This is a genomic window from Shewanella amazonensis SB2B, assembly GCF_000015245.1.
GTDB classification, from domain to species: domain Bacteria; phylum Pseudomonadota; class Gammaproteobacteria; order Enterobacterales; family Shewanellaceae; genus Shewanella; species Shewanella amazonensis.
The window spans coordinates 4208416-4235069 of sequence record NC_008700.1 but is presented as its reverse complement, the minus strand read 5'-3'; the positions used below and the strand labels follow the sequence as shown (position 1 = coordinate 4235069).

The following is a 26654-nucleotide window of genomic DNA, read 5'->3' as shown; positions in this document are numbered from 1 at the left end:
AACCATTTTTATTGTGCGATTTTTATTGGTGGCTGTGATACGTTGAGCAAACGACTAAGTTACAGGTTCAGTCAATCATGCACAGAGCTGTCACTTCGGCCTTCCGGGTATCTATCATTTATGCGGTTTTTGCCGGGTTTTGGATCCTGTTTTCAGATATCGCCGTCGAAATACTGCTCGACAGTCCACAGCTTCGCGCTATAGCACAAACGTACAAGGGATTGGCCTTTGTCATCATCACGGCAACCCTGCTGCTGATGTTGGTGCTCAGGAGTAACAGGGCGCTGGAAAAAGCCAATGAAATGGACAGCCTCACCGGCCTTTGCAGTCTCAGCGTGTTTATTCGTTCCTTGAATAACACCATCCGCAAGCTTAAAACCAATGAACGCCTTATTCTGGGTTATCTGGACATCGACGATTTCAAGCAAATCAACGACAACTTTGGCTATGAGCGTGCCGATGCTTTCTTGCGTGATTTGGCCAACGACATCACTGATGCCGCCCTGCCAGGCTCTGTGGTTTCACGCTTACACGCAGATCAATTTGCCAGTTTTGTTCGCTTGGATACTTCGGTGGATATGGAAGCCCATGTACGGGGATTTCAACGTTTATTCGCCCACCGGGCCAGGCAACATGGGATTGATGCCACTTGTTGTATCGGTGTCGCCCTGTTTCCAGCCGATGGCACCAATGCCAAAGATATGATGGTATCGGCCACCGAAGCGCTGAATATGGCCAAAAAGAAGAAAAATGCCATCCAGTACCACGATAAGGCGCTCAGCGAAAAAGCCTTGCAACGCCGCCAGTTGGTTATGGATTTACGCCAAGCCATCAGTGACGAAGTCCTGTCGCTGGTATATCAGCCCAAATATGATCTGAGTACGCTCACTGCCTGTGGCGTTGAAGTGCTGGTGCGCTGGCATCACCCGGTGAAGGGGTATATTGCTCCCGATGTGTTTATTCCGCTTGCAGAGGAAATCGGCCTGACAGCCGCCATCTCCAAGCTGGTGGTCGACAAAGCGGCTGCGGAGCTTGGCAGTGCAGGTTTGCTGGACGGCAGTCTGGCGCATGTGGCCGTAAATGTGTCGGCGGACGAATTCAATAACGCCGACGAAATGTATGCATTGACCCAATTTATCAAGAGTAAAAAGGCCCTGGCACCCTTTGTGCGGATTGAAATTACTGAAACCGCCACCCTCACAGATATGCATAAGAGTGTGGAGATTATTTCCAACCTGCAGGCCAGTGGTATCACCTTTTCCATCGATGATTTCGGTACCGGTTACACCTCTTTGGCGATGCTAAAAGACCTGACTGTTGATGAGATTAAAATCGACCGCAGTTTTGTTTCAGGGGTGGAGCAGGACGAGCGATCACGCACCATTGTCAGCGCTATTGTTGCCATGGCCCAGAGTTTTGATATTCATATCGTGGCGGAAGGGGTCGAAAATGCCGCGCAGCTGAAAATTTTGCAGGATATGGGATGTCAGCAGGCTCAGGGTTATTATCTGGGACGCCCCATGGCATTGCATGATTTGGTGAAGCATCTGAATCAAGACGCCACCGAGTTCAGCGCAGCTCACTGAGGGGCGAGGCTAAGATACTGGCCAGCGCCCAGGGTAAAAAGCCACAGCCCCCAGAGGCTGTGTTCCAGCACGCAGGCTGCGGTGGAGCGGGAGCTGGCATAGGTATAGGCAAACATCAGCCCTCCAATAAACGCCAGTACTACGGCAATCCAGTTCGCATAAATAATATGGGCCAGGGCGAATACCGCCGCACTGACCCAGGTCCTCAGCGTCTTGCTTGGCATAATCCCTTTGAATCGATGAAATAAATAAGTGCGAAATATCAGCTCTTGTGGGATCACTGAAAAAAGCGGATATAGGGCCAGCAGCAAACACCAGCTGTAAAAATCGCGGGTGGGCAGTACAAAAATCTGCTCCGGGGCATAAGCAGACAGAGCCAGGACGGATATCAATACGCCAAGAGCAAACAGCGTCGGAGAGTACCACAGCAGGTGTTTCAAATTGGCATAGTTGGTCAGGCGAAAACGCTTGAAGCGACTGTCGTTCAGGATCAAATACAGGCAAAAGAGCGCCAGCAGACACAGCACCGGTAGCAACCAGTTGCTCAATAGGTGTCGATAGTGAAAAGCGATGAATGGCAGAAGCACAAACATGCAGACAAACTCTGCCCAGCGCAGTAATCGGCTTGTCATTTCTTTCCCCCATGGGTACCTAACAACACTAGCACAGGACGTGATGTCCTGTTTCGCCATCTTGGGTTGCGGAATTTTTTGGCAATAAATTCAACCTACGGTCATACTCAAGTGCCAGAAAGGGAGGCCGGGACCCAATATGACATCAAAGACTGTGTGGCTGATTATTCTGTTGGGTTATGGGCTCTTGGGAGCCCTGTTTGCGGGAGCCTGGATACTCGGCTTGTGGCAGGCCGGTTTGCTGCTCATGGCGGCATTTGGTGCCCTGGTTGCCTGGGTTATCAGGCGCCAGTTCGCCGATAGTGCCCAGTTGTTGGCACGGTCCATGAACATTCAAAACGGCAGTGTCGATTTGCAAGTCCGGCTCGATACCGCGAACCATTCCTCCCTGCGTGAATGTATCGAGGCCAGCAACGCCCTGCGGGTCTTTATGGATGTGCAACTCCTGTCGGTGTCTGAATCTGTGGGGCGTCTCATTCCTATCTCTTCCGAATTATCAGAGTCATACTCAAATATGACCCAAAAGGTCAGCCTGCAAAATCAAGTCAGCGGTGCCATAGAAACCGACATGGAGTCTATGTGGCAGGCCTGTTTGCATGTGCAGGCCATGACAGAGCGCATTGTGGTGGCCTCCAATGCCAGTGATGACAAGGTCAAACAAGGCATGAGCACCACTCAGGTTGCCCTGACGAGTTTTCATGATCTCACCAAACGCCTTGAAAAAGCCTTTGCAGAGGTGGAACAACTCAAACAAAGCAGTGACAGAATTGGCGGCATTCTCGAGGTGATCAACTCGATTTCACAGCAAACAAACTTGCTTGCACTGAACGCAGCTATTGAGGCGGCAAGGGCCGGAGAGGCTGGCAGAGGGTTTGCTGTAGTGGCCGATGAAGTACGCTCTCTGGCTGGTCGCACCGCCGAGTCTACCCACGAGGTGCGTGCCATTACCGATGAGATATTGCGGGCGGTCAGTATGTTGTCCCAACACATTCATGAATCACACAACGAACTCTCTGTGACCCAGCAACAAATCGATGGGGTGGAAGTGTCCCTGTCCGGCATCGCCGAGGCCGTGCAGGAAACCAATGGCGCAGTCGCCGAGATTTCTCAGGCCATCGAAGAGCAGACCAGGGCCGCCAAACATGTTCGCCAGTCTATTGACGGATTGCAGGAGTTGAATCGGGATGCACTGACAGGCTCGCAGCTGCACACAGTTTCGGCGGATGACCTGACCCGGCTGGCGAACCATCTCTATGACAAGATGGCGGTGTTTACACTGTCACAGCACCCCGACAGCAAAACCTTTGTGCGCCGAAGCCAAAGCCGTCATGAGTCTGACGCTTCGGCGGCAGACTCTTCCGGGGTGGAGCTGTTCTAGCCGAGTCTGCTTGAGGTTAGTTGGTTGGTGTCGCCTTATGATCAGAGGGGTGATTGACGCCATCACAAACGGGAATTTCGCCCAAAAGAAAGGGGTCAACGCCTTCCAGACATCCCAGGTTATAACCAAACTCGGCTGGGTTGGAGCGACGTTGGTGATGAGTGTAAATGCCGCAGTTGCCGCAAAAGAAGTGCTTCGCCGTGCAGGTGTTGAATTGGTATTGGCGCAGCGCGTCCTGACCTTTGAGAATTTTCAGACCGGCCAAAGGCACACTGGCGGCAATGGCGCCCCGGCGACGACACATGGAGCAGTTGCAACGGCGGGGATTCACTATCCCATTGGGTAAATAAAGCTCCAACACCACGGCACCACAATGGCAGCTGGCAAGATGTTTTTCCCGTATTTGTGTATCACCCACCTGTTTAATCATCGCAGCACATCCCCCGGGTGCAGAGCCAATGAGAAGTCTTAAGGTACGGATGAAGCCGAGAGCGGGCAAGTAAAATGCGTGGGATTGGGTGTCAAAAGCGCCAGTTTGCTGGACAAAGCAAAAGGCCCAATACCTGATGGAGAGTTCGGCATCAAAATAAAAACCGGACGCCAAGGCGTCCGGTTTTGTCAGAGTAAGAGTTTACTCGACCTTGCTTTGGTCGCCCGCTTTGATCAGGGCGAAATCGTCCACCTTGATGTATTTGCGGAAGGCCTTGTTCAGATCATCTGCCGTCAGTGCTGCCAGTTTGGCTTCAAAGTCGGCATCAAAGGCCATGGAGCGATCGAGCTTGAGGTTGCCCACCAGGGTTCCTACCAACTCTTTGTCCTGCGAGCGGCTAACCTTACGGCCCTGCAGCAAGCCAGACTTGGCGGCTTCCACTTCGTCGGCGGTAAAGCCATCTTTCAGCAGCCTGGCAATCTCCTCCCGGAAGCCGAGTTCAACCTTGGCCAGGTTTTGTGGCGCGCAGATGGCGTAGGCACCCAGGGAGCCACGCTGATCTTCGCTGCTTAAGCGCAGGAAAGAACCGGCGCCATAGCTCAGGCCATCTTTCTGGCGCAAACGGGTGGCCAGGCGCGAGCTTAGGAAGCCGCCGCCAAGGATGTAGTTACCCAGGGTCAGTGCAGGCGCATCGGCATCCATGTCACCCACAGGCAGGCTGAGGGAGGCCACAAAGGTGGCGTTTTCCTTGTCTGGCGTGTTGAAGGTGATGGGCGAGGCATCGAGCTTCACATAAGGTGAGGCGATACGCTGATAGGTCTGCTTGCTCTTCCAGCCCTTGGTAAGGGTGTCCAGGGCGCTGACTGTGGCGTCTTTATCGAAGTCACCGATAATGGACACCTGCATCTGCTTGGCATTGTAGAAATCGCCGTGGTAACGCTTCACCTGCTTGAGAGTGAGCTTATCCAGCTCGGCCAACTGCTCTTCGAAAGTGCCCACGTAACGCGGGTCGTCCTTGCCATAGGGCGACTGGTGGCGGCTGTAGGCATTGAAGGCCAGCGACTGTGGATCCTGCAGGTTTTGCTCAATAGCCACCTTGGTTTCAGTCTTGTACAGCTCAAACTCTTTTTCAGGGAAGCTTGGGTTTCGCAGCACGTCTGTGACGATATCGAGCACCGGCAACAGGTTGGCCCTGGTGGTCTCTACCGAGGCAAACAGGTTGCCATTGCTGCCACCGATGCGCAGGCTCGCCTGCAGCTTATCCAGCTCTTCTTTGATTTGCTCGCGGCTGTACTTGCTTGAGCCGCGCAGCAGCATCTCACCCACGGCATCGCCAACGGCATTCTTGCCAGACAGGCTGCGCAGATCGCCAAACTGGCCGCTTATCCTCACCACCACGGATTCGCCGCGGGTCTTTTTTTGCAGCAAAGACACCTTGGTGCCTGAGTTCAGCGTGAGGGTTTCGGTGCGGCTGTCGATGTTGGTGTGTGACGGGTCGAAAGCTTCACCCTGTGCCACCTGCTCGCGGCCCTTATAGTCTTTCACCAGCGCATCGACGTCGGCCACCAGAGGAATCTCTACCCGTGCCGGCTTCTCGGCTGGAATAAAGCGCCCCAGGGTGCGGTTATTCTGGGTGAGATAGTATTCAGCCACCCGCTGTACTTCAGCGGCACTGACCTTCTCCAGGCGATCACGATTTAAAAACAGCAAACGCCAGTCGCCCATACCCAGCCACTCAGACAGCTCCAGCGCTACGCGCTCGGAGGAGTTGAAGGCAAGAGTCAGGTTTTTCAGCAGGGTACGCTTGGCCGTTTCTACTTCCTTATCGGTAATGGGCGTATTGCGAATGGACTCCAGCGTATCCAGCAGGGCCTTTTGGGTGGCATCCATGTCGGCCGTTTTGTCCATCTCGGCCATGAAAATGGCCACACCGGGATCTTGCCATTGGAAGTTCATCCCAAATACAGAGGAGGCCAGCTTGGCTTCTACCAGCGACTTGTGGAGGCGGCCGTTGGGGGTGGCCGACAGTACTTCATTGAGCACATCGATGGCGGCATAGTCTTCATGGGCGCCCGGTGGCACGTGGTAGATGGTGCCGAGCAGTTGCACGTCGCCAACCCGGCGCACGGTAACCTGACGTTCGCCATCCTGTGCCGGTTCGACTGTATACAGTGGTTCAATGGTGCGGTTTGGCTTGGGGATGTTGCCAAAGGTGGCTTCAATCTTTTTGAGCATGTCCTCTGGTGCAAACTTACCCGCCACAATCAGGGTGGCGTTGTCGGGCTGATAATACTTGCGGTAAAAGTCCTGCAGACGTTCGATGGAGACATTCTCCAAATCAGAGCGCGCTCCTATGGTGGATTTGCCATAGTTATGCCATTCAAAGGCAGACGCCATCATGCGTTGCAGTGTGATGCGAAAAGGACTGTTTTCGCCGCGCTCAAACTCGTTGCGTACCACAGTCATTTCACTGTCGAGATCTTTTTTGGCGATAAAGGAATTGACCATGCGGTCCGATTCCATCGACAAGGCCCAGTCGATGTTTTCTTCCGTAGCAGCGAAGGTCTCGAAGTAATTGGTGCGATCTGTCCAGGTGGTGCCATTGGGGCGGGCGCCGTGGGAGCTCAGTTCTGCCGGAATGTCCTTGTGCTTGGGGGTACCTTTGAACACCAGGTGCTCCAGCAGGTGGGCCATGCCGGTCTCACCGTAGTTTTCGTGCTTGGAACCGACTTTATAAGTCACGTTCACTGTCACGGTTTCTTTGGTGGGGTCGGGGAATAACAGTACCTTGAGACCATTGTCGAGGCGATATTCGCTGATACCTTCTACCTCGGTGACTTTTTGGAGGTCGGCGAATGCCTGAATGGGGGTGAGGCTGCACAGGGCCAGCACCATGGCGGTGGCCAGGCTTGGCAGGCGCCGCTTGAAAGTGGTTTGCATTGAGACGTCCTTTTCCTTGTTGAAGGGATTAAAAAATCAACATTAACAAGCCCTAATAACACAATCCAGTTTTTTGCGCTGTGGCGTGCCAACGCAACTTCCGGAGATGAAAATCTGCTGCTATCAGGAGAGCTGGCTATACTTTCAGACTGCGATTGCACTTTTATGCAAGTAATTCATTCACTTCAGTTGTCACCATTTTATGGACAGCCCGTGGAGACAGACCATGCCGAGGCCCGAGAGACCACAACAAGCGCTGGATTATGATGCAGCCCTGAGGCGGCTTGGCGGCAATCAGGGACTCTTGAATGCCGTGTTGGCAAAGTTTGCTGAAGATTTTCAAACGTTTCCACAACGCTTACTTAGCCTGTCTGAAGCGGGCCAATGGGACGAACTCAGGATACTTACTCACACTCTCAAAGGAAGTGCCGCCAACATCAGTGCCGGGCGCCTGAGCAGCGCCGCAGCTGCCATCGAAAGCCAGATTAAAACCGGTACTGGGGCCTTATCTACAGAGATGTGCCAGGAATGCAGCTATGCCTGGCAGGAATTATCGGATGCACTTGACGCCATACTCGAAGCCCAGCAGGGGCCAGAGTCGGTCGCTATGAGTCTCACTGAAATGCTGGTGCGACTGAACCGGTTGTTGGCGCTGATCGACAGCGATTTAGCCGCGGCAGACGCCATGTTTCTCGAACTGAGGCAACAGCGGGTGCCTGATAGATACCAGGATGATTTCAACCTGTTTATCAAACTATTCGATGCATTTGATGTGCGCGGAGCCAAATCGGTTTTGGCCAGAATGCTGGGGAGGGAAACCTGATGCGTGATAAACCGGAACTCTTGTTGGTGGATGACTCTCCCAACGAAATTCGTATTTTGATGGAAATTCTCAAGCAGGATTATCGTCTCAACGTGGCCACCAATGGTGCCCAGGCGCTGGAGATGATTGCCGAAACCACCCCTGATCTGGTGTTGATGGACGTGGTGATGGAACCCATGGACGGTTATGAGGCCTGTAGCCGTCTTAAGCTGGACTGGCCCGAATTGCCGGTGATATTTGTGTCGGCGAATACGGAAACCGATGAAATCCTCAAAGGCTTTGCTGCCGGCGGGCAGGACTACATCACCAAACCTTTTGAGCCCAAGATATTGCTGCGTAAGGTACGGCTTACCCTGTCACAGACAGCGCAGCGGCTGCAACTCTCAAGCGAAAAAAGGGAAGCCACAGCCATGGTGATGGCCGCCATGAACAGTGCGGCTGATATCAGTGTAGTGGTGAACTTTCTGCGGGCTTGTACCAAGCACAGGGATGCTCAGGCCCTGGTGCAGGAAATCTGCCGTGCCAGTGCCAATTTTGGGGTGCAGGTGTGCAGTCGTATTGTGGGCGTGGCTGAAAAACCCTTTTATGCCGCCAGTCAGGGGGCCGTGCAGCCCCTTGAGCAGGTGTTGATGGACAGGGCTTCGGAGTTTGAATGCCGTATGCTGGAAAAAGGTAATCGGCTGATTTTAAAGTTTTCATCCGTGGTGATGCTGGTGAAAAATCTGCCGGAAGAACCTTCGCGGGCCGGTGAGCTTAAAGACTATTTGCTTATCCTGATGGAAGCGGCACACGACCTCAATCAGCGGATCACCGCCGACACCAGCGTGGCGCAGCAGCGGCTTTCCCTCATGATGGACACCATCGACAAGTCCAGGGTAGCCCTTCAGGAAATCAAGGACTTTCAGGTAGACCACAAGGAAAAAAACCTCGCAATCATGAATCAGTTAATGCTGGAAATTGAAACCGGCTTTGTATCCATGGGGCTGTCGGAAGAGCAGGAAGTCTGGATAGCCGGTGTTATCAAAAACAAGCTGGATGAGAGTCTGGCGCACCTGGAATCAGGACTGACGGTCGACCGCAAGCTCCATGGCATAGTCGAGCAGCTTGATGCTCTGGTGCAAACCTTTTAATCGGCGCAGTCACAGCCCCGGCGCCAAAGTAACCCGGCGCCGAGGGCGGTGATCAGCATCAGGGTCGGTAACACCACAAAGTGCACCATGGGTGAGGCTGCCAGCTGAAAATTCAGCCACAGCAACAGATACCAGCTGACACCCAAATAACCGCTGCCCATCAAAACCTGAGTCAGAGAAAACTTTTTCATGGCCTTACCTCCTTGGTGGCGATGAAAAGAGTTTAAAAAAACATCAATAGGCCTTAAAGTGTCGTTAATGACAGTTTTATGGTTAAAAGTGACATGATGACTCAGACCACTCTCCCCACCCTGAATATCGCAATTCTGATACCCGAGACGCCGGTCATGAGCGGTGTGACGGCCTTTTTGGATCTGTTTCGTCATGCCAATACCTATGCAGAACGCACCGGCCAATCAGGTGTACCCCATGTGGAACCCAGGGTGTATTCGGCCCGGGGAGGCTGGGTGAGCGCCGAAGGAATAGGGATAGAGTCCGTGCCCGTGTCTGCGTTGGACCTGACGCAGGTCGATGCCTTGGTTATCTCGGCGCCGCTTATTCTGGATGGCCGCGATTTGCATCGCGAACTGGCCAGCTTCAAGGCCTTTGAAGATCATATCAAGGCATTGGCAGACAATGGCGTGCCCGTTGCTGCTTGCTGCGCCGGCGCTTTCTTATTGGCTGCCACCGGACTCCTGGATGGTCGCAAGGCCACAACAGCCTGGTGGCTGGCGCCGTTGTTTGAACAACACTTTCCCGAGGTTAGGCTGTCGATGGTGTCTTTGGTCGAACGCGATGGTCTGTTTTTTACTGCAGGGGCCTCCACAGCAAGCTACAGCCTGGGACTGGCTTTGTTAGAGCAGCTGGTGGATGAGCACTTTGCCCAGGCCATGGCCAAAGTCTTTCTAATCGACCCCAACCGCAGCTCCCAGCGGGTGTTTATGGATCAGGTGCCGCTTCAGCCCCTGCATACCGATCCCCAGGTGGCCGATATCATGCGCTGGATAAGCAATAACCTCACAGAAGATTTGGCCCTGGAGTCGCTGGCCGAGCGTTTTGCCATGGGTAAGCGCACCCTCATTCGCCGCTTCAAGGCAGCGCTGCACGACACCCCGTCGAGCTACATACAGAAACTGCGCATAGACAGGGCGAAGCGCTTACTGGAGCGCACCGATTTACCTCTGGAACGTATCCTGCCTGAGCTCGGGTATGAGGATGTCAGCTCGTTTCGAAAGCTCTTTATCCAACATACCAGTCTCACGCCCAAGGCTTACCGGGAGAAGTTTCGCCCCGGCGAGCGTTGTTGCGACCAATAGGGTGGCCTATATCATCCGGCAAGGGGGCAAAAGCATCGGACATATGCCCTAAAGCGGCGGGAAATGGGCATTTCGGCAGGGTCTTTCCCCCTTTGCACTGGAACTTTCGTTGTAAACTCCGGCCTTAAAAACCAAGACGTAACAGGTTGGAGTTTGCATGCCCCGGATTCACTTTGATATCAGTCCACGCCATTGGTGGCTTCGCCATTTGCACATCCCCTTATTACTGGGGCTGGCGTTTTTGGTGTTGGCGACCCATTGGGACTGGGATATTTCTGTGTCTTCAGCACTTTTCCGCCTGGAAGGCGGCGTGCATTCCTGGCCGCTGAGGTATTGGTGGTTAACCGAGAAGGTGCTGCATACCGGCGGGCGGGATTTGGTGCTACTGGCATCGTTATTGTTACTGGCGTTGACGGTAACCGCCGCGCTGAGCAAGCGTTTTAAGCCGTATCTGCGTGGATTTCTGTATCTCTTGTGCTCAGTGGCACTCAGCGTGCTGCTGGTGCGTTGGGGCAAGTCGCTGACTCAGGTGAATTGCCCCTGGGATTTAACCTTGTTCGGTGGCAAGTATCCCCATGTGCCTTTTCCGGCGAGCATGGAAGGTCCGGGCTTTGGGGGGCAATGCTTCCCCGGTGGCCATTCCAGTGGCGCCTTTGCCTGGGTCGCACTCTACTACTTTGCCATGGCTTACTTCCCCCGTTGGCGCTGGCGAGTGCTCGCCTCAGTGCTGGCAGTCGGGGCCGTGTTTGCCCTGACTCAGGAGCTTCGTGGTGCGCACTTTTTAACCCACGACATTACCAGTCTGTTGTTATCCTGGTTGGTGGCCACCCTGCTTTATCCACTGTTTTGGCGCCATGGTTTTAAGGCTGACACTGGCATCCCGGCTAACGCAGTCGCCAAACCAGACTGAGTCTTAATGTGGCAAACAGCAGTGTTGATGTCGCGGCGTTAAAATTGAGATAGCAGTCCAAGCAGCAGTAGCAGCGAAGAGAGTCCAATGGCGGCCTTGTGGAATCTGAGGTAAACAACCACAGGCGTATCCTGGCTGTCTTTCAGCTCACCCTGTTTTAAGGCTTCCTTGATGTAATTACTTCTTACCTGCGTGCCAGGATGGCGGTCGAAGCTATAGGCCTGATGCCAGATATGTGGGTAGTGACACTTGATGTGGGCTATCAGGCTGCGCCAGGCACCCAGGTCCAGTACCTGTAATGCCAGAACCAGATAAATGACATAATCAGCTGCGTGCATGTGATTTTTCCTCCCTGATAAATACTGGCCCGTCTCCATGACTGCCATTCTTTCTGCTTTGTTTTCCACGTGTTTGCCGCGTTATAACCCAAGCACTACCCCGTGCGACAAATTCCTCATTATTAAAGAAAATGGAGAATTTTCATACTGCCATTTACCCGGCCTTTCTCCTAGTATGTTCATCAAGAGAGGAATTTCGGGAGTTGAGTATGTCGGACCCGGGCCGCCCCAAGGGTGACAGTGACGCCAGAGCCAGATTAATTGCCGCGGCGATAGAGTGTTTTACTGAGCAGGGCTATCAGGCGGTGTCCACCCGCAGCATCGCCCGCACAGCCGGCGTGGATGCCGCCATGATCCGTTACTACTTCGGTGGCAAACCCGGGCTCTTTGAACACATGGTCAGGGAAGTCTTATCCCCCGTACTGGCGAGGTTTCAGAGCCTCTCGCAGCAAGGCGCACCGTCGGATTTGACGGCGCTGATGCAAACCTATTACCGCGCCATTGGTGCTCACCCCAGATTGCCCCGATTGATACTGACGGTATTGCACGAAGGCCACAGCAGTGAGGCATTCAGGTTGCTGATGTCAGTCTTTGGTGACGTATTGCGCCTGTCACACAGCTGGTTGATGCAGTCGTTGGTGGCCAATGGCGCCATTCGCGCCGACGTGGATCCGCAGCTGGCTCGTCTCAGTCTCATCAGCCTGATGGTGTTCCCCCTGATTGCCCCGCCTGCCCTGGTCGATTCGCTGGGGATAGACACCAGCCCAGAGGGGCTGATGCGCTTGGTGCCCCATCATATCGCTGTACTGAGCCAAGGTATTTTGGCAAGTGATGCCGGAGATAAATCATGAAGTTAATCAAATCCCCCCACTGGGTTGCTCTGTTTGCCCTGTGCCTCACGGCTTGCGGTGAGTCTTCGTCTGCGGTGTATGGCACCGTGGAACGTGACCGCTTAACCCTGACGGCGCCCACCACAGAACTGATAGCCGAGATCAAGGTACGTGAGGGGGACAGGGTGAGTGCAGGTACTGTGCTGCTGCAGCTAGACAGCCGCGCCGCCGACGCCAGGCTGGCGCAGGCAGTGGCCAATCTCGCCCAGGCAGAAGCCCGTCTTGCGGAGCTCACCAAGGGCGCCCGGGACGAAGAGTTGGCGCGTGCAGAGGCACGACTCGCCGGAGCCAGGGCCACCCTGAGTGAGGCGAGGGCCCAGTATGAACGCACAGTTCGTCTGGTCGCTGAGAAGGTCCTGACCGCTGCCGACCTCGACAGAGCCGTTGCCGGGAAAGACAGGGCTCAGGCTGATGTCGACAGTGCCAGCCAGGCGCTGAAGGAATTAATTGCCGGTACCCGCAGCGAACAATTATCTCAGGCCGCTGCCGCAGTGGAGGCCGCCCAGGCTCAGGTGACACTTGAACAAAAATTTAAGTCAGATTTAACCCTGATGGCCGCACGGGATGCCGTGGTTGACCTGTTGCCCTGGCGCGTGGGGGACAGAGTGAATCAGGGGAGCCAACTGGTGGGCTTGCTCGTCCAGAATGCTCCCTATGTCCGGGTCTATCTGCCTGCCTCTGCCCTCGATAAACTGCTTCCCGGCGCCGAGGTTGGAGTGCGGGTGGATGGGCGGCCGGAGCCGGTCATGGGCAAGGTGCGCAATATCCGCAGCGAACCCGCCTTTACCCCTTTTTATGCACTAAACGAGCGTGACAGGGCTCGCCTGATGTACCTGACCGATATCGACTTGCCTGTGGACGCAGGGTTGGCCACCGGGCTTGCTGTGGAAGTCTTGTTGCCGGAGGCAAACCATGAGTGAGGTGCTCGCGCCCCAAACCCTCACCACGGCCCCCCTCGCCATCGAGACCCGCGGTATGACCCGGCAATTTGGTGCCCTCAAAGCCGTGGATGGTGTGGATTTGGCGATTCCCCGCGGCAGCATTTACGGATTTCTCGGCCCCAATGGCTGTGGCAAGTCCACTTCCATCCGTATGCTGACAGGACTGCTTAAGCCGACCAGTGGGGAGATCAGGGTGTTGGGCGAGCCCCTTAAGGGTGCAGAGGAAAAACTGCGCCGCCGCATTGGCTACATGACTCAGAAATTCTCCCTCTACGAAAACCTGACCGTGTTGGAGAACCTGAGATTTGTGGCGCGCATCTATGGACTGCAAGGTAATAAAGCCAAAGACAGGATAGAGCAGCTCTTGTCCCTCTACAGTCTCGAAGGCCGCGAAAGCCAGATGGCGGGCTCCATGAGTGGTGGTCAGAAACAGCGGCTCGCGCTGGCGGCAGCCACCATACACGAGCCAGAACTGCTGTTTCTTGATGAGCCCACCTCAGCGGTGGACCCCGAAAACCGCCGCGAGTTTTGGGAACGTTTGTTTGATCTGTCGGCCAAGGGGTGCACTATTTTGGTGTCCACCCACTACATGGATGAGGCCGAGCGTTGCCATGGGCTTGCCATTCTGGAACGCGGTATCAAGCGCGCCGACGGCTCGCCCAAAGCACTGATGCAGGCCATGGGGGCCAGGGTGGTGGAAATCGGTGGCCAGGATTTGAGAGTGCTCAAGCAGCAATTGCTGGCTGAGGCGCCGGTATTGTCGGCGGCTCAGATTGGCAGTCGGCTGCGGGTGCTCATACGTAGCCAAATTGATGACCCCATAGCCTGGCTTGGCCAGCGCGTCGGCACTAGAGAAATGGACGAGGTCCGCCCCAGCCTTGAGGATGTGTTCGTGACCTGCACCGGTCAGCGAGCCGAAGGAGGTGCCCATGTGGCTTAGAATTCTGGCCATCCTCACCAAAGAGCTGAAACAGCTGTCACGGGATCGCATGACCTTCGGCATGATAGTGATGATCCCACTGGTACAGCTGATGCTGTTTGGTTACGCCATCAATACCGATGCCAGGCATCTGCCCGCCGGATTGGTGGATATGAGCGGCAACAGCCAGGGCAGAGCTCTGGTGCAGGCCGTTTCTGCCACGCAAGTGGTCGACTTTATTGAGTCTTATCAGTCAATTGCCCAGGCTGAGGAGGCGATTACCGCCGGACATGTGAAGGCTGCACTGGTGATCCCTGCTGACTTTGGTTCCCGTCTGATTAGCCATCCACAGGCACAGACCGGCCAGGGGGCCTATTTTTCGCGCCCGGTGGCACAGTGGCTGGTGGATGGTTCAGATACGGTGGTGGCTTCTACCATCAAGTCACTCAGAACCATGCCGTTATCTGAAGTGCTTGGGCTGCCGGTGCCCGAGAGCACCGCCACCATGGAGGTGGTGATGTACTTCAACCCCGAGCAACGTACCGTGGTCAACATAGTCCCGGGTCTTCTCGGGGTAATACTGACCATGACTATGGTGCTCTTTACCTCGGCCGCCATTGTGAGGGAGCGGGAGCAGGGTAACATGGAGTTTTTGATCACCACGCCGGTCAAGCCGCTGGAGCTGATGCTGGGCAAGATTTTGCCCTACGTGTTGGTGGGCTTTGTGCAGGTGGCCATTATTCTGGGAGCAGGTAAGTTGTTGTTCGCCCTGCCCATACGGGGAGGCCTTGAATCGCTGGCGTTGGCGGCCATGCTGTTTATTCTGGCGAGTCTCACCCTTGGCCTGGTGATTTCCACCATAGCCCGTACCCAACTGCAGGCCATGCAGATGACGGTGTTTATCCTGCTGCCATCCATACTGCTGTCCGGCTTTATGTTTCCCTACGAAGCCATGCCCGTACCGGCGCAGTGGATTGCCGAAGCTCTGCCGGCAACGCACTTTATGCGCATGTCCCGGGCAATTATTCTGCGGGATGCCGAGGTAACGCAGCTGGGATTCGATGCGCTCTGGTTGTTGGGTTTCTGTGCCCTGGGGCTGCTGGTGGCTACCCTCAAATTTAACAAACGACTGGATTGAAGCTGGGTGCCTGGCACTGACAAGCGGACGCTTCGGGGTTACACTGCCAAAGTCTCTTGATTGAATTGAGGTTTCTCCATGGGAAGGATGCTTTGGCTGTTGGTGTTTTTTGCCGTATTCCTCTGGTCGGCGGTGGGCCCCTTTGACCGCTTTACCTGGTTTCTGGAAGTGGTACCGGCGCTGATCGGGTTTGCTATCCTCGCAGCCACTGAGCGGCGTTTCCCGCTCACGCCTCTGGTGTATGGACTTATCCTTATCCACTGCGTGATCCTGATGGTGGGCGGTCATTACACCTATGCTGAGGTGCCGCTGTTTGACTGGCTGAAAGAGCCCATGGGTTGGGAGCGCAACAATTACGACAAGCTGGGGCATTTTGCCCAGGGTTTTATCCCCGCCATGATTGCCCGTGAATTGGTGCTGAGACTTGGTGTGATGCAAAAGGGCAACTGGTGCAATTTCTTTGTGGTGTGTTTCTGCCTGGCGCTGAGTGCGTTTTACGAACTCATCGAGTGGTGGGTGGCCATTGCAAGCGGTGAGGGCGCAGAGGCCTTTTTGGGGACTCAGGGGTATGTGTGGGACACCCAATCTGACATGGGCTTTGCTCTGCTTGGCGCCATAGTGGCTCTGCTCAGTTTAAGCCGGTGGCATGACCGCCAGTTGACGGCGTTGACATCCAGGGCCTGATAACAACAGATACTTAAAACCGCCCTGGGGCGGTTTTTTCTTTTAGATGTCAGTCTTTTTCATCATCGCCGCTGGGAGATGCCTTGTTTTTGCGCTGTTCCTGTTTGGCCGCATCGAGCTGTTTCAGGGATTCGGTGGGGATGGGAACAAGCGATATCAGCGGAAAGAATGCCAGAAAGAGATAGGCTCCCCTGGGCATGTTTCTCGCCCAGCGGTACAGGCGCCACATCAGCCATGGAAGTACCGCCAGCACCAGTATGACAAAGCCAATGAGTGGCTGCTCATCCATAGGCAATTTCCTGTCGGCAGTCGGCAATATGTCCTTATGGCGTTGATATGGTATTGAATCGCCAACTATCAAGTGTAGATGGTGCGGTCAGTTGCAGTGTCCGCCTGTCCGGACGGACAGCCTTGAGTGTCCGCGATGGGTGAACGGACAGCCAGCGTGAGTGTCCGGCGTTGTTTAAGTTTGCTAAAAAATCATCATAGTCAGTGTGTTACATGTTTGGCACGGGAGTTGATTAGTCTGTCTGTCCAACAGGGACGAACAATTAACCCAAGGAGCTTTACCATGAAAAACCTGACAATAAAAAATCTGACCGTAAAGGGTTTGCTGCTGGCCAGCGTCTGTGTGGCGCCATTTTGCCAGAGTGCTGATGTGGGCCAGCTTGAGCGGGAAATTCGCCAGAGCCTGAAGCAGGTTCAGCAGCAGGGGCTGGTGAGCGAACAAAGTGATATTCGCATAGAGCAGAGCCAGTCTTTTTCAGTGCTGACGCCCACGATGTCAACAGACTCCATGGTAGATAGCCGGGTGCAGATGCAAGCCCTGCCGCTGGAATCGGTCAGCGGTTTGCTGCCGGATTCATTCGATGGCGTGCGCTTGAGCGCGAGGGATTAAGCGTTATGAAATCTGCTTATGCCGCCGGAGCCGTGACTCTCCCATGGCCCGGTGGTGACAGAAAAAGTCGTCAGTTAAAACACAGGGAATAGGGCCGCTCGAGCAAGTTTTTGATATCGGCCATAGAAAACACCCGCGTCAACTCACCAAAACTGTCCCCATGGAAAAACACTCTCACAACCGGCAGTGAGAACACCCCAATCTGCCCACAAAGTACTTCCCCGGAGGCCTGGCAATCGATATAGGCCAGCGTCATGGCAGGGAACTCAGTTACCAGCAAACTGGCAATTTTTGGCTTGAGCACCTGACATACGCCGCAGTCTTTTCCGCCAATCAACAGTAATAGCCCCGGATGTTGCGCCAGTGCCTCGGCCAGTTGTTGCGGCGTTTCCAGCGTAAGCATGTCAAAGTCTCTCAATCTGAGTGTGATGGCACATTTTGCCACAGTTTTCGTAAGCCGGCTTGGATGCAATTTGACACTTTTAACCGACGGTATCCCTCCGGTGTTGGCGCTACACTGAATGGCTGAAAAGCTTGGTATTCCAAAAAGGAGATGCCCGATGAAAAGTGCGCTTACATCCGCCACTGTGATGAGTTTGTTCTTCTTGCTGCAGGCCTGTTCAACCACTCATCTCAGCCGTGATGAGTGGGAATTGAAGGTGAACGACTCCATCAGCCAGTGGCAACTGGAGAGTGTGAAAAAGGTGAATACCTTCAGGCTCGACAGCTGGGCCAGTCTGGGGGAAAAGCATCTGATCCTGCGTACCAGTCCAAGCAAGCCGTACTTGGTTGAGCTGGATGCCAGGTGTCCGCAACTCCACTTTGCCAGAGCGCTGATGCTTGACCAGACTATGCCTACCAGTTTGGATGCGGGCTTTGATTCGGTGTTTACCGTCCAGGAGCCGCATATAAAGTGCCGGATAAAGACTATCTATCCCCTAAACAGGGAACAGGATAAAGCCTTGCTGGCGCTGGATACGCAGGCCGCTGAAGACTAGACCGCCAACCGCAGGCGGTTAGCAGGACAGTTGCTTGCAGCAATTCTTTCCTGCCGCTTTGGCCTGATAGAGCGCAGAATCTGCCAAGGAACAGAGTGTGTTTTCCTGTTCCATTTGCTGCCCCGGCTCCAGGGTCGCTATACCGAGACTCGACGTTAGACGCAGCCCATCTTCTATTTTGATATTCAGGTTTTCGATTGTACTGCGCACCTTTTCGGCAAGCCCGAGCCCCGCGGCAGCGTTTGTATTGCCAAGCACCAGTGCAAACTCATCACCACCAAAACGGCAGGCCAGATCTGTGGGGCGTTGACATACCGACAAGAGCACCTGACTGACCTGCTGTAAATGCTCATCTCCCACCAGATGGCCAAAATGATCATTGCAGGATTTGAAGTGGTCCAAATCCAGTAAAATCAGGGTGAGTGGGACCTGTTCCCGTTGGCTTCTGCGCCATTCGTTGTGTAAAAAGCTGTTGAATAAACGCCGATTGGCGAGGCCGGTCAGCGGGTCATGCATCGACAGCTTGGCAACCTTCAGTTCCAACAGCTTCCGCTCGGTGATATTGACATGGGCAATGGCAAAATAGCGCGATTCCAGACCGGCAATTTCGGTGACCCGCATCATAAACCAACGTTGGGTTGTGGGACTGTGACAGGGGTATTCAAGGTAAAACTGCGCTTCTGCACCTGCCATCACCTGCCTGATACCTTCGGCGGCTGTTTTGCTGAATGACTCGGCCGCACCATCGCAAACCCGCAAGTAGTTGGTACCAAGCCAGTTGTATCCCGGTGTCATGCCGTTCTCTTCGGCAAACTTGTTCCAGGCAAGGTTGGTGTAGACTATGGTGCCCTGGATGTCGATGACAACCACCTGATCTTCAACCGAATTCAGCAGTGCCTGCAGGCACAGGGCGCTGTCGGCAAAGGTGGTTGTTTCAAGCAGAGCGGCATCATTCATTCAATCTTCCCCGGCGGCCGTAACAGTAAACAAGCGGCCGAGTGTGAATGAACACCGGCCACCTGGCGTTGTATAAAGTCGAATTTTGCCATGTTCGAGTGCGTTGGCACTGCGTGGAACTCTTACCCGTGAGTCTGGCATCAGTGCAAACATGCCAAGCTAGGCCCTTCATGGCAAGCACGCCCGTCGTGATTGTCGACGCAACGCTAACCGGTGGCGTCAGGTTTTTAGTACGCTCCCTGGCTCCATTGCAGTGGCAGCGATGGAATGTGAGTAAATTAAAGACCGTTATGTAGGCACCGACCGATTATCCGCTGGCTTCTGCGACGGGTATCTGGCTTACCCAGAGTCCAGTCTGTTGTGACTCGAGGTGCGGGAAGCGATTGTCTGATTGAGTGGTTGGGTGAAACGCCTTACCGGTACAAGGTACTGGAACAAGAGAACAGCACAGTTCAGTGATAAATAAAGCGCCGCAATGGCGGCGCTTTTCTTCGTACCATGAGCCATGACTCTAGTGGATATCAATCCGTTGGCAGCGTTCTTTTTTGACCTCTGTCTTTGGCAGGGTCAGGTATAACATGCCGTTTTCGAATCGGGCATCGATGGCAGTATCGTCAACGTTGTCAGGCAACTGGAAGCGGCGGGTAAATTGCCCGTGGAATCGCTCGTTCAGATGCTGCTTATCGTCGGTGTGCTCATACTTGCGTTCGCCACTGAGAACCAGATAGCCATCTTCGACGGCCAATTGGATATCATCCTTGCTGATCTCGGGCATTTCGACTTTCAGCTGATAGCTTTCGGCGTTTTCGCTGATATCGGTCGCAGGTAACCAGTTACGCTGGCCATTTACCATGGCGGTGGGCCAGTGCAACATGGGCTCAAACCGGCGCAGCATGTCGTCGAAAGTTTCAGCAGGATTCCAGGGACGCAGTTTCATGATGTCCTCCTTACAGACGTCCGTCCTGTCTCACTTCAACGAAGGGGAGAGCTATATCTCCCTTGAAAAATTATGGTCTTTGTGCCGGGGTTTTCAAGGCGGCGTCCATGCAGTTATGCCCCTTGACTGTCCAGAAATATTGCCAGCTTTGAGTGAGGTTTTCAGCGGTCAGGGGGCGGCTGTTTGACTTTGGCTGAATGGTAAAAGCCAAGGGTCATGGCGATGGTCATGCCAAGACCGCTTATCAGGCTGTCCATGGCCACGCCACAGGCAATGCCTATCGCGAGCCCGGGTCCCAGCGCTGAGAGCAAGGCTGTGAGTTTGGTTTTCATCTGGTCGTCCTTGATGCTGTGCGTCTGTGGGGGCAAATGTCCTGGCTGCTTTGGGCAGGGCGGCACAGCCTGGGCGATGTGGAAGCCAATCAGGCTCTCCAGGCCAGAGGCCACCACTTGGCGCCTGACGCGCCTGAACGGTCCTTGCAACTGATGCGCCTTTATGCCCGGGGGAGTATTGACCGCCGCTTGGACTACAGGCGGGCGATTTCCCGCTTCAGCTCGTAGCCGGGGTCGGTCACTATGGCCTCCAGCGCTGCGATACGGGCCTTTAGGTCGGTATTTTCATCGGACAGGGCTTTCATGTTGCTTGGGACGCGAGTGCGCTGGCTTCGAAAATAACTGGTCAGTACCTGGGCTGCGAAAGCGGCCACCATGATCAGGGTGACGGCGGTTAACTTATCCATAAGGTGTCTCCTTGATATTTAAAGTGTTATCTGTGGTTATTGCCGGGGAAGCTCCCCGGCAACCTGGGGTGTTGGCCATTACAGACCAAACACCACCTTTTCACTCTTGAGCGATCTTTCCATGGTGAAGGCCAGTACCAGCGCGATGGCCAGGGTCCCGGCCGAAGTCACCAGTAACTGCATCATTGGCAAGTCTTTACCCTTTACCAGTTCCATCAGTGCCTGCTGCTGACCCGAAATAGGCAGCCAGGCCAATACATCCGGCGCAATCTGGTAGGTCGAGGTCATGGCCAGTGCCAGGGGCACGAACAGCACCATGGTGAGATACGACTGTGCCTCTTTGAACGTTTTGGCCATAAAGGACACGGCCAACTCGAGGCTGGCGGCCAGCAGGGCAACCGGAAGGGCAACCAGCAGCATCACCAACATAAATTTGGGGTCCAGATTGATGGCAAAGCCCAGTTCCTGCCAGGGCACCATGGCATAGGCAAACTTGGACACCAGCAATATCAGGATGACGCCCAGCATGGCAAAGCCGGTAACCGCCAGGATTTTCGACCACACCAGCTCGCGGGTGCTGATGGGATGACTCAGCAGCAATGCCAGGCTGTTGCGCTCGCGCTCACCGGCGCTGGTGTCGATGGCCAGGTTCATGCCAGAGATAAACACCGAGTAAATCATGGTGAAAATGGCCAGGCCCAGGATCATACCGCCCTTGGAGTCGGCGGTGGCCTCATCCTGCAGCTCTACATTGAGGGGCTGCACTACCCTTGGGTCAATGCCGCGGGCAATGAGCCGCAGGCTGCCCATTTCGGCGCTGTATTGCTGCAGCAGTGCCTGCAGACGGCGGATAGATTTCTGCAGTTTTTCATCTGAGTTGTCGGCCACCAGGGTCACCAGTGCCGCTTCTCCTTTGGCCATCTGCGCCGGGTATTCTTCGGCGATGACGAGGCGTATGGGTTTGGCTTGAGTCGCATCATCGCTGTGGCTGACGCCTTTGCTTTCGAGGTAATGCACCAGATCCTTGGCCTTGGCGGCATTTTCAATCTTGATGAAGAGATCATCCGGGCTGGAGAGCTGGTTAATCAGCACCATAAAGAGACCAGACATGATAAGTGGCGTGCCTATGGCGTAATAGAGGCCCGCCATCACGGAGCGCTTGTCCCGGAGCGCATCGAGAAACTCTTTGCGCAGCATTGTCAGTATCCGTTTCATGCGGCTATTCCTTCGTCGGTTCCAATCAGTTGAATAAAGGCTTCTTCCAGAGAAGCGTGTCCGGTTTGCTCACACAGCTCGGCGGGGCTGCCCACGGCAACCACTTCGCCACGGGCCATCACTATCACCCGGTCGCAAAGTGCGGCGACTTCCTGCATTACATGGCTTGAGAAGAGGACGCAGTGGCCCTGGGCGCGCAAATCACTCAGCATGCCCCTCAGCACCCGGGTGCTCATCACATCCAGGCCTCGGGTGGGCTCATCGAGGATGATGTTGCGTGGTTGATGCACTATGGCTTGCGCCAAAGCGGTTTTCATCCTTTGCCCCTGAGAGAAGCCTTTACAGCGACGGTCGGCAATGTCCTGCATATTGAGCTGTGCCAGCACCCGGCTGGTAGCCTCATCGGCAGTGCGGCCATTCATGCCTGACAGTTCGGCGAAAAAACGTATGTACTCCCGAGGAGTTAAGCGCTCGTAGAGGCCAAAAGGGTCCGGAAAAAGACCAAGCGCCTGCTTGGCAACAATCGGTTGCTCGGCCACATCCACCCCATCGATAATGGCATTACCTTCATCGGGTTTCAGCAGACCAAACAGGGTGCGCAAACAGGTGGTTTTCCCTGCACCGTTTGGGCCAAGCAGTCCTGTGATTTCGCCGTCACGGGCCTCAAAACTGAGGTTGTTGAGCGCCTGCACCTGGCCAATTTTTTTGTATAAGCCATTCACTTTAATCATGATTTATTCCTTGTTGGCCAAAGGGGTTACAACAGGCAGCGGCTCGACCGTGCTGGCATTGAGATAAAAGCCCCGACGGATATCCTTTTGCAGGCAGTCGGTTTCCAGCGTATCGACAGCGCCTTCGCTGACAAACTCGGCAATGATGCCGCTGGCACAGGATTCGCGGGCGATACCATGGCCCGAGTAGGGCGCTACCAGATGACGGGCGTTGTGCATCTCTGCCATGGCCATCTCGGCCCAGCTCGGCGGGGTTGCAGGGTCAAGCTCACCGGACAGCAGGAGCACGGGCAGCTTGGTATCTACCGCCTCGGCGAAGTTGCTCTCCATGGCGGGTACCTGCCAAACACTGCAGGCTTTTTGCAGGCCATCGAGCATCAGCTTGCCGTAGTAACTCTGCTGCAGGCGTTGTTGCAGGTCGGCATCAATGCGATGCATGTCTTCGCCGCACACCACTGAGTTATGCATGCCGCTGGCTAAATCCAGGCTGCCAAGGGTCATGCCGTACAAACCGAGAATGCTTTGATAGTTGCCCTTGGCGGCTTCGTGAATAGCCAGTGGCAACAGGGCGCGGGTCGTGGGGGAGTAAAGCGCCAAACGCACTACCCCGGCAAACTTACTGCGGGTGAGCAAAAACTGCTGAGGCTCACCTGTGAGTGGGTGATTGACGCCGATATCCACCGGGCTTTGAGCCAGGCGGCTGTGAACGGCCGCCAGCTCGTCTGCAAGGGCCGGGAAGCGCGCCTGACAGGCGGTATTTTCGCGACAGTCTTTGAGCATCAGTTCCACGGCGCGATCGATGGCTTCACCAATGGCCAGTACCGATTGCTGCATGGGCACTACGCCATCCAGGGTGACGGTTGCCAGAGCTTCAGGATAATGGCGCAGATACAGTTGCCCCATGCGGCTACCATAAGACACGCCGTAAATGTGCAGCTTCTGGTAACCCAGCGCTTTTCGTACCGCTTCAAAGTCGCCCAGTGCAGTGACACTGCCGTATTGACTGATATCGGCATCCTGAGCCGCCAGACATTTGCGGGTTTCGGCAATCATGTCGGCGTTTTCATCGTCGATGGCCAGGGGATCCAGACCCTTGTCGCTGCACGCCAGCAGATTCGAGCGACCTGTGCCGCGCTGATCGATGAGCAGTATGTCCCGGGTCTGACGAACCTTGCGGAACATGTTGTTAAAACCCGCGGCATTGTCGATGGCGGATTGGCCCGGGCCTCCTGCGATGGCGAGAAAGGCCTCACCGGGAAAGCTGGGCTTGATGGCGGGCAGCACGGCATAGTGGATATTTATTTGTTTGCCATCGGGTTTGGCAGGGTTTTCCGGCACAGTGACCAGGCCGCACAACGCACGATCGGCTATGTCTTTCAGATAGCAGCTCTGTGGCCCGTCGCTTGCGGGCCTTTCCAGTATGTCTGTCGCCATGGCATGGCTTTTCAAGGCCATCATCGCCAACAGGGCTGCACCGGCGAGCCGGGGAGCCTTGTGGGCAAGTTGGCGTAAATTCCTTAGCTTCATAAGACCTATTCCTTTTTGCAATCCTGGCCGACTGTGTTAGTTTATAGTGTATCGGTGTATCAATGTATTAATACAGTGATTCAAGGCTAATGTTAGAACTTCTCAATGTCAACCCCTCAAGTGGTGAGCCGATTTACCGGCAGCTGCACGAGCAGATAGTCAGACTTATTGTCTCTGGGCAGTTATCCCCGGAGACAGTGCTGCCGTCTGTGCGCCAGATGGCGGAATATCTGGCGGTCAATCCCATGACGGTATCGCGCGCCATTCAGCAGTTGGTGGATCAGGGCTATCTGGAACGCCGCCGCGGTCAGGCTACCCGGGTGGCTGAGAGCAGCGGCAACCACGCCACCTCGGGGGCGCAGCTGCTGACGCCTGAGCTGGAAAAGCTCTGTCAGCAGGCGCGGCAACTGGGCGTAGACCTTGATGAACTTAAATCTCTGCTCGACAGCATCTGGCAATGAGGCCTGAAGGATGGACATGGAACTGATGAACGATGGCCCGCTGCTTGAAATCCGGGGACTGAAAAAACGCTTCGGTGACAAGACGGCGTTGAATGGCGTGGATCTCACCCTGGAAAGCGGCATGGTGGTGGGTTTGCTGGGGGAAAATGGTGCCGGTAAATCTACCTTGATGCGCTGTATCCTGGGTCTGATTGATGCCGACGAAGGTGAAATCTGCACCCTGGGGCAAGCGCCTTCCACCCTCTCGGCCAGTACCAAGGCCCGCATCGGTTATGTGCCGCAGCAACATTATGGCTACGAAGGCTTCAGTGTTGAGCGGGCGCTGTCGCTCCATGCCAGCTTTTATCCAGACTGGGATCCAAAGCTTGAGCAGAGTTGGATGAAACGTTTTGGTCTTGACCCCAAGGCGCAGGTGAATCGCCTCAGCGTGGGGCAACGCCAGTCTCTCGCCATCATCATGGCTATGGCCTACCGTCCAAGCCTGTTGGTGCTCGATGAGCCGGTGGCGAGCCTCGATCCCTCTGCCCGTCGTCGCTTTATGGGCGACCTGTTTGAACTGGCGTTGGAGTCGGGCTCGGCGGTGATTTTCTCTTCCCACATTACGTCGGATCTGGAGCGGGTGGCCAGCCATGTGGCGCTGCTCAAAGACGGGCAGTTGCTTATCATGGGCGAGCTGGACGCCGTGCGTGAATCGGTACGCTTGCTGACGCTGGCTGAGGGCAGCCAGTTGCCGGATGCATACCGGGTACTTGGGCGACAGGGTAACCGAGTGCTGGTGGATGGCTTTCGCGGTGAATCCTTCCCCGGTCTGCTGGGTGTGGACACTGTGAATCTGGAGCAGCTCTTTATGGAGCTGCACCCATGAGAGCCCTGACAAGCTTTTGGTCGCTCTGGTGCAAAGATGTTGGCAGCGCCAGCTTTATTGGCATGGGGGCCCTGTTTGCTGTGGTGTTTGTGCCCATGGCCTTACTGCTTGGCAAAATCGATGAGGCGGGCTTTATGTTGGGCTTTGCCATTATCGGCTTTTCCAGCGCTATCGCCTGGCAGTGGAACCGCCTGCATGCCGCCGAATGGAGTCTGATTAATCCCGGTTTTCCGGCCATGGTACGCCAACAGTCATTGGCGCTGATTGGCGTCAGTGTGGCGATTATTCTGGCCAGCTGGATATGGCTGGATGTGCCGCTGGGTTATGGTGGTCTGGCGCTGCTGCTGGGCGCTGGGTTTTTGTGGCTGTGCAGCCGTCGTCCCGGCAACTTTTATCTGTCCATGGTGGCCTTTTTTGCCATAGTGCTGTTTAAACCCCTGCTGGCGCTGGCGCCCATTCTGAACATCCTGTCCCTGCCATTGGCGCTGGTGGCCTGGATATGGCTGGATGCCCGGCTTTGGCATACCCGGTGGCAGAACGGCGCTGTGGGGATCTACTGTAACGGTATGACCACGGGGGGCTTTTTCCTGCCAAACTGGCAATGGCTGCGACCGACCCGGGTTGTTGATGCCTGGTTGTTTCCCTTCAGTTATTTCGGTGGCCCGGCTATTAACGCCTTTTTACTGTTAATCCCTGTGATAGCGCTGCTTGTCAGTGTCCTGCTTAAACTAAAAGGCAGCGACACCAGCTTTTTGCACCTTTGGGTACAGTTTTCGGTGATGATGAGCGCCATGGCGCATTGGACGCGCACCATGCGCTGGCATTCAGTGGATGGCCTGCTGATGCTGCCACTGTTTTCGGGCTGGGATGATTTTTGTCGGCGCTATTATCGTGCACAGTTGCGTTTTTTGCTGCTGACAGCGCTCAGCATGGCGCTGACCGCGGCTGTGGTAATTGGCCTGTTTGCGTTACCCATTTGGCTGTGGCTGCTCACCCTAATGGCGACTGTCTGGGGCGCGGCGCTGATCATGGCTCTTGGGGTGTTCTGTCAAAACAGTTTGCATACTACTGCACTGATGTTACTGATGATTTTACCTCTGGTGACCGTGGACATTGCCATTCGGTTCAGCCTCAAAGGTGAGATAGATACCGGGCTGTGGCTGGGGGTGAATGCAGGTTTTGTGGTAATTAGCCTGCTGTTGATGCGGGCTACCGCAGGACGTCTGCCAAGGGCATAATCTATCCCAACTCACAACTGCGCCACCCATAAA

Annotated in this window: 30 protein-coding genes; 16 read left to right on the top strand and 14 right to left on the bottom strand. The window is 55.0% G+C overall.

The genetic code is table 11. The features are described 5' to 3' along the window. Nucleotides 1–77 precede the first annotated feature (77 nt). Complete coding sequence (locus SAMA_RS18705) at nt 78–1586, top strand: putative bifunctional diguanylate cyclase/phosphodiesterase (RefSeq protein ID WP_011761706.1); 1509 nt, start codon at nt 78–80, stop codon at nt 1584–1586. On the opposite strand, the gene SAMA_RS18700 is transcribed toward SAMA_RS18705, so the two are convergent. Continuing rightward, nucleotides 1580–2218 (bottom strand): CPBP family intramembrane glutamic endopeptidase, encoded by a 639-nt coding sequence (locus tag SAMA_RS18700; protein ID WP_011761705.1) that lies wholly within the window; start codon nt 2216–2218, stop codon nt 1580–1582. The genes SAMA_RS18705 and SAMA_RS18700 overlap by 7 nt on opposite strands. Nucleotides 2219–2357: 139 nt before the next feature. Between SAMA_RS18700 and SAMA_RS18695 the strand changes: the two genes are divergently transcribed. Further along, nucleotides 2358–3596: a methyl-accepting chemotaxis protein gene (locus SAMA_RS18695; protein ID WP_011761704.1), complete on the top strand. Its 1239-nt coding sequence runs from the start codon at nt 2358–2360 to the stop codon at nt 3594–3596. A gap of 16 nt (nt 3597–3612) precedes the next feature. On the opposite strand, the gene SAMA_RS18690 is transcribed toward SAMA_RS18695, so the two are convergent. Both SAMA_RS18690 and SAMA_RS18685 read right to left on the bottom strand, forming a co-directional pair. Further along, on the bottom strand, nt 3613–4026 hold the full coding sequence (locus SAMA_RS18690; protein ID WP_011761703.1) for a GFA family protein: 414 nt from the start codon (nt 4024–4026) through the stop codon (nt 3613–3615). 201 nt (nt 4027–4227) lie between these two features. Continuing rightward, the gene (locus SAMA_RS18685; RefSeq protein ID WP_011761702.1) at nt 4228–6966 is read right to left on the bottom strand and encodes a M16 family metallopeptidase; all 2739 of its coding nucleotides are present in this window, start codon (nt 6964–6966) and stop codon (nt 4228–4230) included. 226 nt (nt 6967–7192) lie between these two features. Between SAMA_RS18685 and SAMA_RS18680 the strand changes: the two genes are divergently transcribed. Both SAMA_RS18680 and SAMA_RS18675 read left to right on the top strand, forming a co-directional pair. Next, nucleotides 7193–7789, top strand: coding sequence for an Hpt domain-containing protein (locus tag SAMA_RS18680; protein WP_011761701.1), 597 nt, complete (start codon nt 7193–7195; stop codon nt 7787–7789). Next, nucleotides 7789–8919 (top strand): response regulator, encoded by a 1131-nt coding sequence (locus SAMA_RS18675; protein ID WP_011761700.1) that lies wholly within the window; start codon nt 7789–7791, stop codon nt 8917–8919. The genes SAMA_RS18680 and SAMA_RS18675 overlap by 1 nt, the downstream gene beginning before the upstream one ends. On the opposite strand, the gene SAMA_RS18670 is transcribed toward SAMA_RS18675, so the two are convergent. Next, nucleotides 8916–9110: a hypothetical protein gene (locus SAMA_RS18670; protein WP_041409971.1), complete on the bottom strand. Its 195-nt coding sequence runs from the start codon at nt 9108–9110 to the stop codon at nt 8916–8918. The genes SAMA_RS18675 and SAMA_RS18670 overlap by 4 nt on opposite strands. Nucleotides 9111–9188: 78 nt before the next feature. Between SAMA_RS18670 and SAMA_RS18665 the strand changes: the two genes are divergently transcribed. Continuing rightward, nucleotides 9189–10235, top strand: coding sequence for a GlxA family transcriptional regulator (locus SAMA_RS18665; RefSeq protein ID WP_049757953.1), 1047 nt, complete (start codon nt 9189–9191; stop codon nt 10233–10235). Nucleotides 10236–10392: 157 nt separating this feature from the next. Beyond that, nucleotides 10393–11145, top strand: coding sequence for a phosphatase PAP2 family protein (locus SAMA_RS18660; RefSeq protein ID WP_011761698.1), 753 nt, complete (start codon nt 10393–10395; stop codon nt 11143–11145). A gap of 38 nt (nt 11146–11183) precedes the next feature. Here the strand turns inward: SAMA_RS18660 and SAMA_RS18655 are convergent, their stop codons facing one another. Beyond that, a complete protein-coding gene (locus SAMA_RS18655; protein ID WP_011761697.1) occupies nt 11184–11483 on the bottom strand; it encodes a hypothetical protein in 300 nt (99 codons plus the stop codon). A gap of 209 nt (nt 11484–11692) precedes the next feature. Here SAMA_RS18655 and SAMA_RS18650 point away from each other — a divergent pair, with 209 nt between their 5' ends. The 5 genes from SAMA_RS18650 (at nt 11693) to SAMA_RS18630 (ending at nt 16055) form a co-directional block, all read left to right on the top strand. Then, complete coding sequence (locus SAMA_RS18650) at nt 11693–12334, top strand: TetR/AcrR family transcriptional regulator (protein ID WP_011761696.1); 642 nt, start codon at nt 11693–11695, stop codon at nt 12332–12334. Further along, nucleotides 12331–13293 (top strand): HlyD family secretion protein, encoded by a 963-nt coding sequence (locus tag SAMA_RS18645; protein WP_011761695.1) that lies wholly within the window; start codon nt 12331–12333, stop codon nt 13291–13293. The genes SAMA_RS18650 and SAMA_RS18645 overlap by 4 nt, the downstream gene beginning before the upstream one ends. After that, complete coding sequence (locus SAMA_RS18640; protein ID WP_011761694.1) at nt 13286–14254, top strand: ABC transporter ATP-binding protein; 969 nt, start codon at nt 13286–13288, stop codon at nt 14252–14254. Before SAMA_RS18645 ends, SAMA_RS18640 begins: the two co-directional genes overlap by 8 nt. Beyond that, complete coding sequence (locus tag SAMA_RS18635; protein WP_011761693.1) at nt 14244–15371, top strand: ABC transporter permease; 1128 nt, start codon at nt 14244–14246, stop codon at nt 15369–15371. The genes SAMA_RS18640 and SAMA_RS18635 overlap by 11 nt, the downstream gene beginning before the upstream one ends. A gap of 78 nt (nt 15372–15449) precedes the next feature. Next, the gene (locus tag SAMA_RS18630) at nt 15450–16055 is read left to right on the top strand and encodes a DUF2238 domain-containing protein (RefSeq protein WP_011761692.1); all 606 of its coding nucleotides are present in this window, start codon (nt 15450–15452) and stop codon (nt 16053–16055) included. 49 nt (nt 16056–16104) lie between these two features. Here SAMA_RS18630 and SAMA_RS18625 read toward each other — a convergent pair whose 3' ends face one another. Beyond that, the gene (locus SAMA_RS18625; protein ID WP_041409970.1) at nt 16105–16344 is read right to left on the bottom strand and encodes a hypothetical protein; all 240 of its coding nucleotides are present in this window, start codon (nt 16342–16344) and stop codon (nt 16105–16107) included. A 282-nt stretch (nt 16345–16626) separates the two neighbouring features. Here SAMA_RS18625 and SAMA_RS18620 point away from each other — a divergent pair, with 282 nt between their 5' ends. Continuing rightward, entirely contained in the window at nt 16627–16953 is a 327-nt protein-coding gene (locus tag SAMA_RS18620; protein ID WP_011761690.1) for a hypothetical protein, read from the top strand. 70 nt (nt 16954–17023) lie between these two features. Here the strand turns inward: SAMA_RS18620 and SAMA_RS18615 are convergent, their stop codons facing one another. Then, nucleotides 17024–17356, bottom strand: coding sequence for a thioredoxin family protein (locus tag SAMA_RS18615; protein ID WP_011761689.1), 333 nt, complete (start codon nt 17354–17356; stop codon nt 17024–17026). A 157-nt stretch (nt 17357–17513) separates the two neighbouring features. On the opposite strand from SAMA_RS18615, the gene SAMA_RS18610 reads away from it, so the two are divergent. Then, nucleotides 17514–17951: a DUF6491 family protein gene (locus SAMA_RS18610; RefSeq protein WP_041410698.1), complete on the top strand. Its 438-nt coding sequence runs from the start codon at nt 17514–17516 to the stop codon at nt 17949–17951. Nucleotides 17952–17969: 18 nt separating this feature from the next. Here SAMA_RS18610 and SAMA_RS18605 read toward each other — a convergent pair whose 3' ends face one another. The 7 genes from SAMA_RS18605 to SAMA_RS18575 form a co-directional block, all read right to left on the bottom strand. After that, complete coding sequence (locus SAMA_RS18605; protein WP_011761687.1) at nt 17970–18908, bottom strand: sensor domain-containing diguanylate cyclase; 939 nt, start codon at nt 18906–18908, stop codon at nt 17970–17972. Between the two features lie 511 nt (nt 18909–19419). Beyond that, entirely contained in the window at nt 19420–19845 is a 426-nt protein-coding gene (locus SAMA_RS18600; RefSeq protein ID WP_011761686.1) for an Hsp20/alpha crystallin family protein, read from the bottom strand. 161 nt (nt 19846–20006) lie between these two features. After that, nucleotides 20007–20177, bottom strand: coding sequence for a hypothetical protein (locus tag SAMA_RS19700; RefSeq protein ID WP_198134289.1), 171 nt, complete (start codon nt 20175–20177; stop codon nt 20007–20009). Nucleotides 20178–20371: 194 nt separating this feature from the next. Beyond that, complete coding sequence (locus tag SAMA_RS18590) at nt 20372–20584, bottom strand: hypothetical protein (protein WP_011761684.1); 213 nt, start codon at nt 20582–20584, stop codon at nt 20372–20374. Nucleotides 20585–20662: 78 nt separating this feature from the next. Further along, entirely contained in the window at nt 20663–21799 is a 1137-nt protein-coding gene (locus SAMA_RS18585; RefSeq protein WP_011761683.1) for an ABC transporter permease, read from the bottom strand. Further along, entirely contained in the window at nt 21796–22530 is a 735-nt protein-coding gene (locus SAMA_RS18580) for an ABC transporter ATP-binding protein (protein ID WP_011761682.1), read from the bottom strand. Before SAMA_RS18580 ends, SAMA_RS18585 begins: the two co-directional genes overlap by 4 nt. A gap of 3 nt (nt 22531–22533) precedes the next feature. Next, a complete protein-coding gene (locus SAMA_RS18575) occupies nt 22534–24057 on the bottom strand; it encodes an alpha/beta hydrolase (RefSeq protein ID WP_011761681.1) in 1524 nt (507 codons plus the stop codon). 89 nt (nt 24058–24146) lie between these two features. Between SAMA_RS18575 and SAMA_RS18570 the strand changes: the two genes are divergently transcribed. Genes SAMA_RS18570 through SAMA_RS18560 form a run of 3 tightly spaced genes read left to right on the top strand, consistent with a single transcriptional unit; the run spans nt 24147 to nt 26621 of the window. After that, nucleotides 24147–24518: a GntR family transcriptional regulator gene (locus tag SAMA_RS18570; RefSeq protein WP_011761680.1), complete on the top strand. Its 372-nt coding sequence runs from the start codon at nt 24147–24149 to the stop codon at nt 24516–24518. Between the two features lie 10 nt (nt 24519–24528). Continuing rightward, on the top strand, nt 24529–25383 hold the full coding sequence (locus SAMA_RS18565) for an ABC transporter ATP-binding protein (RefSeq protein WP_011761679.1): 855 nt from the start codon (nt 24529–24531) through the stop codon (nt 25381–25383). After that, a complete protein-coding gene (locus SAMA_RS18560; RefSeq protein ID WP_011761678.1) occupies nt 25380–26621 on the top strand; it encodes a hypothetical protein in 1242 nt (413 codons plus the stop codon). Before SAMA_RS18565 ends, SAMA_RS18560 begins: the two co-directional genes overlap by 4 nt. The last annotated feature ends 33 nt before the right edge of the window (nt 26622–26654 follow it).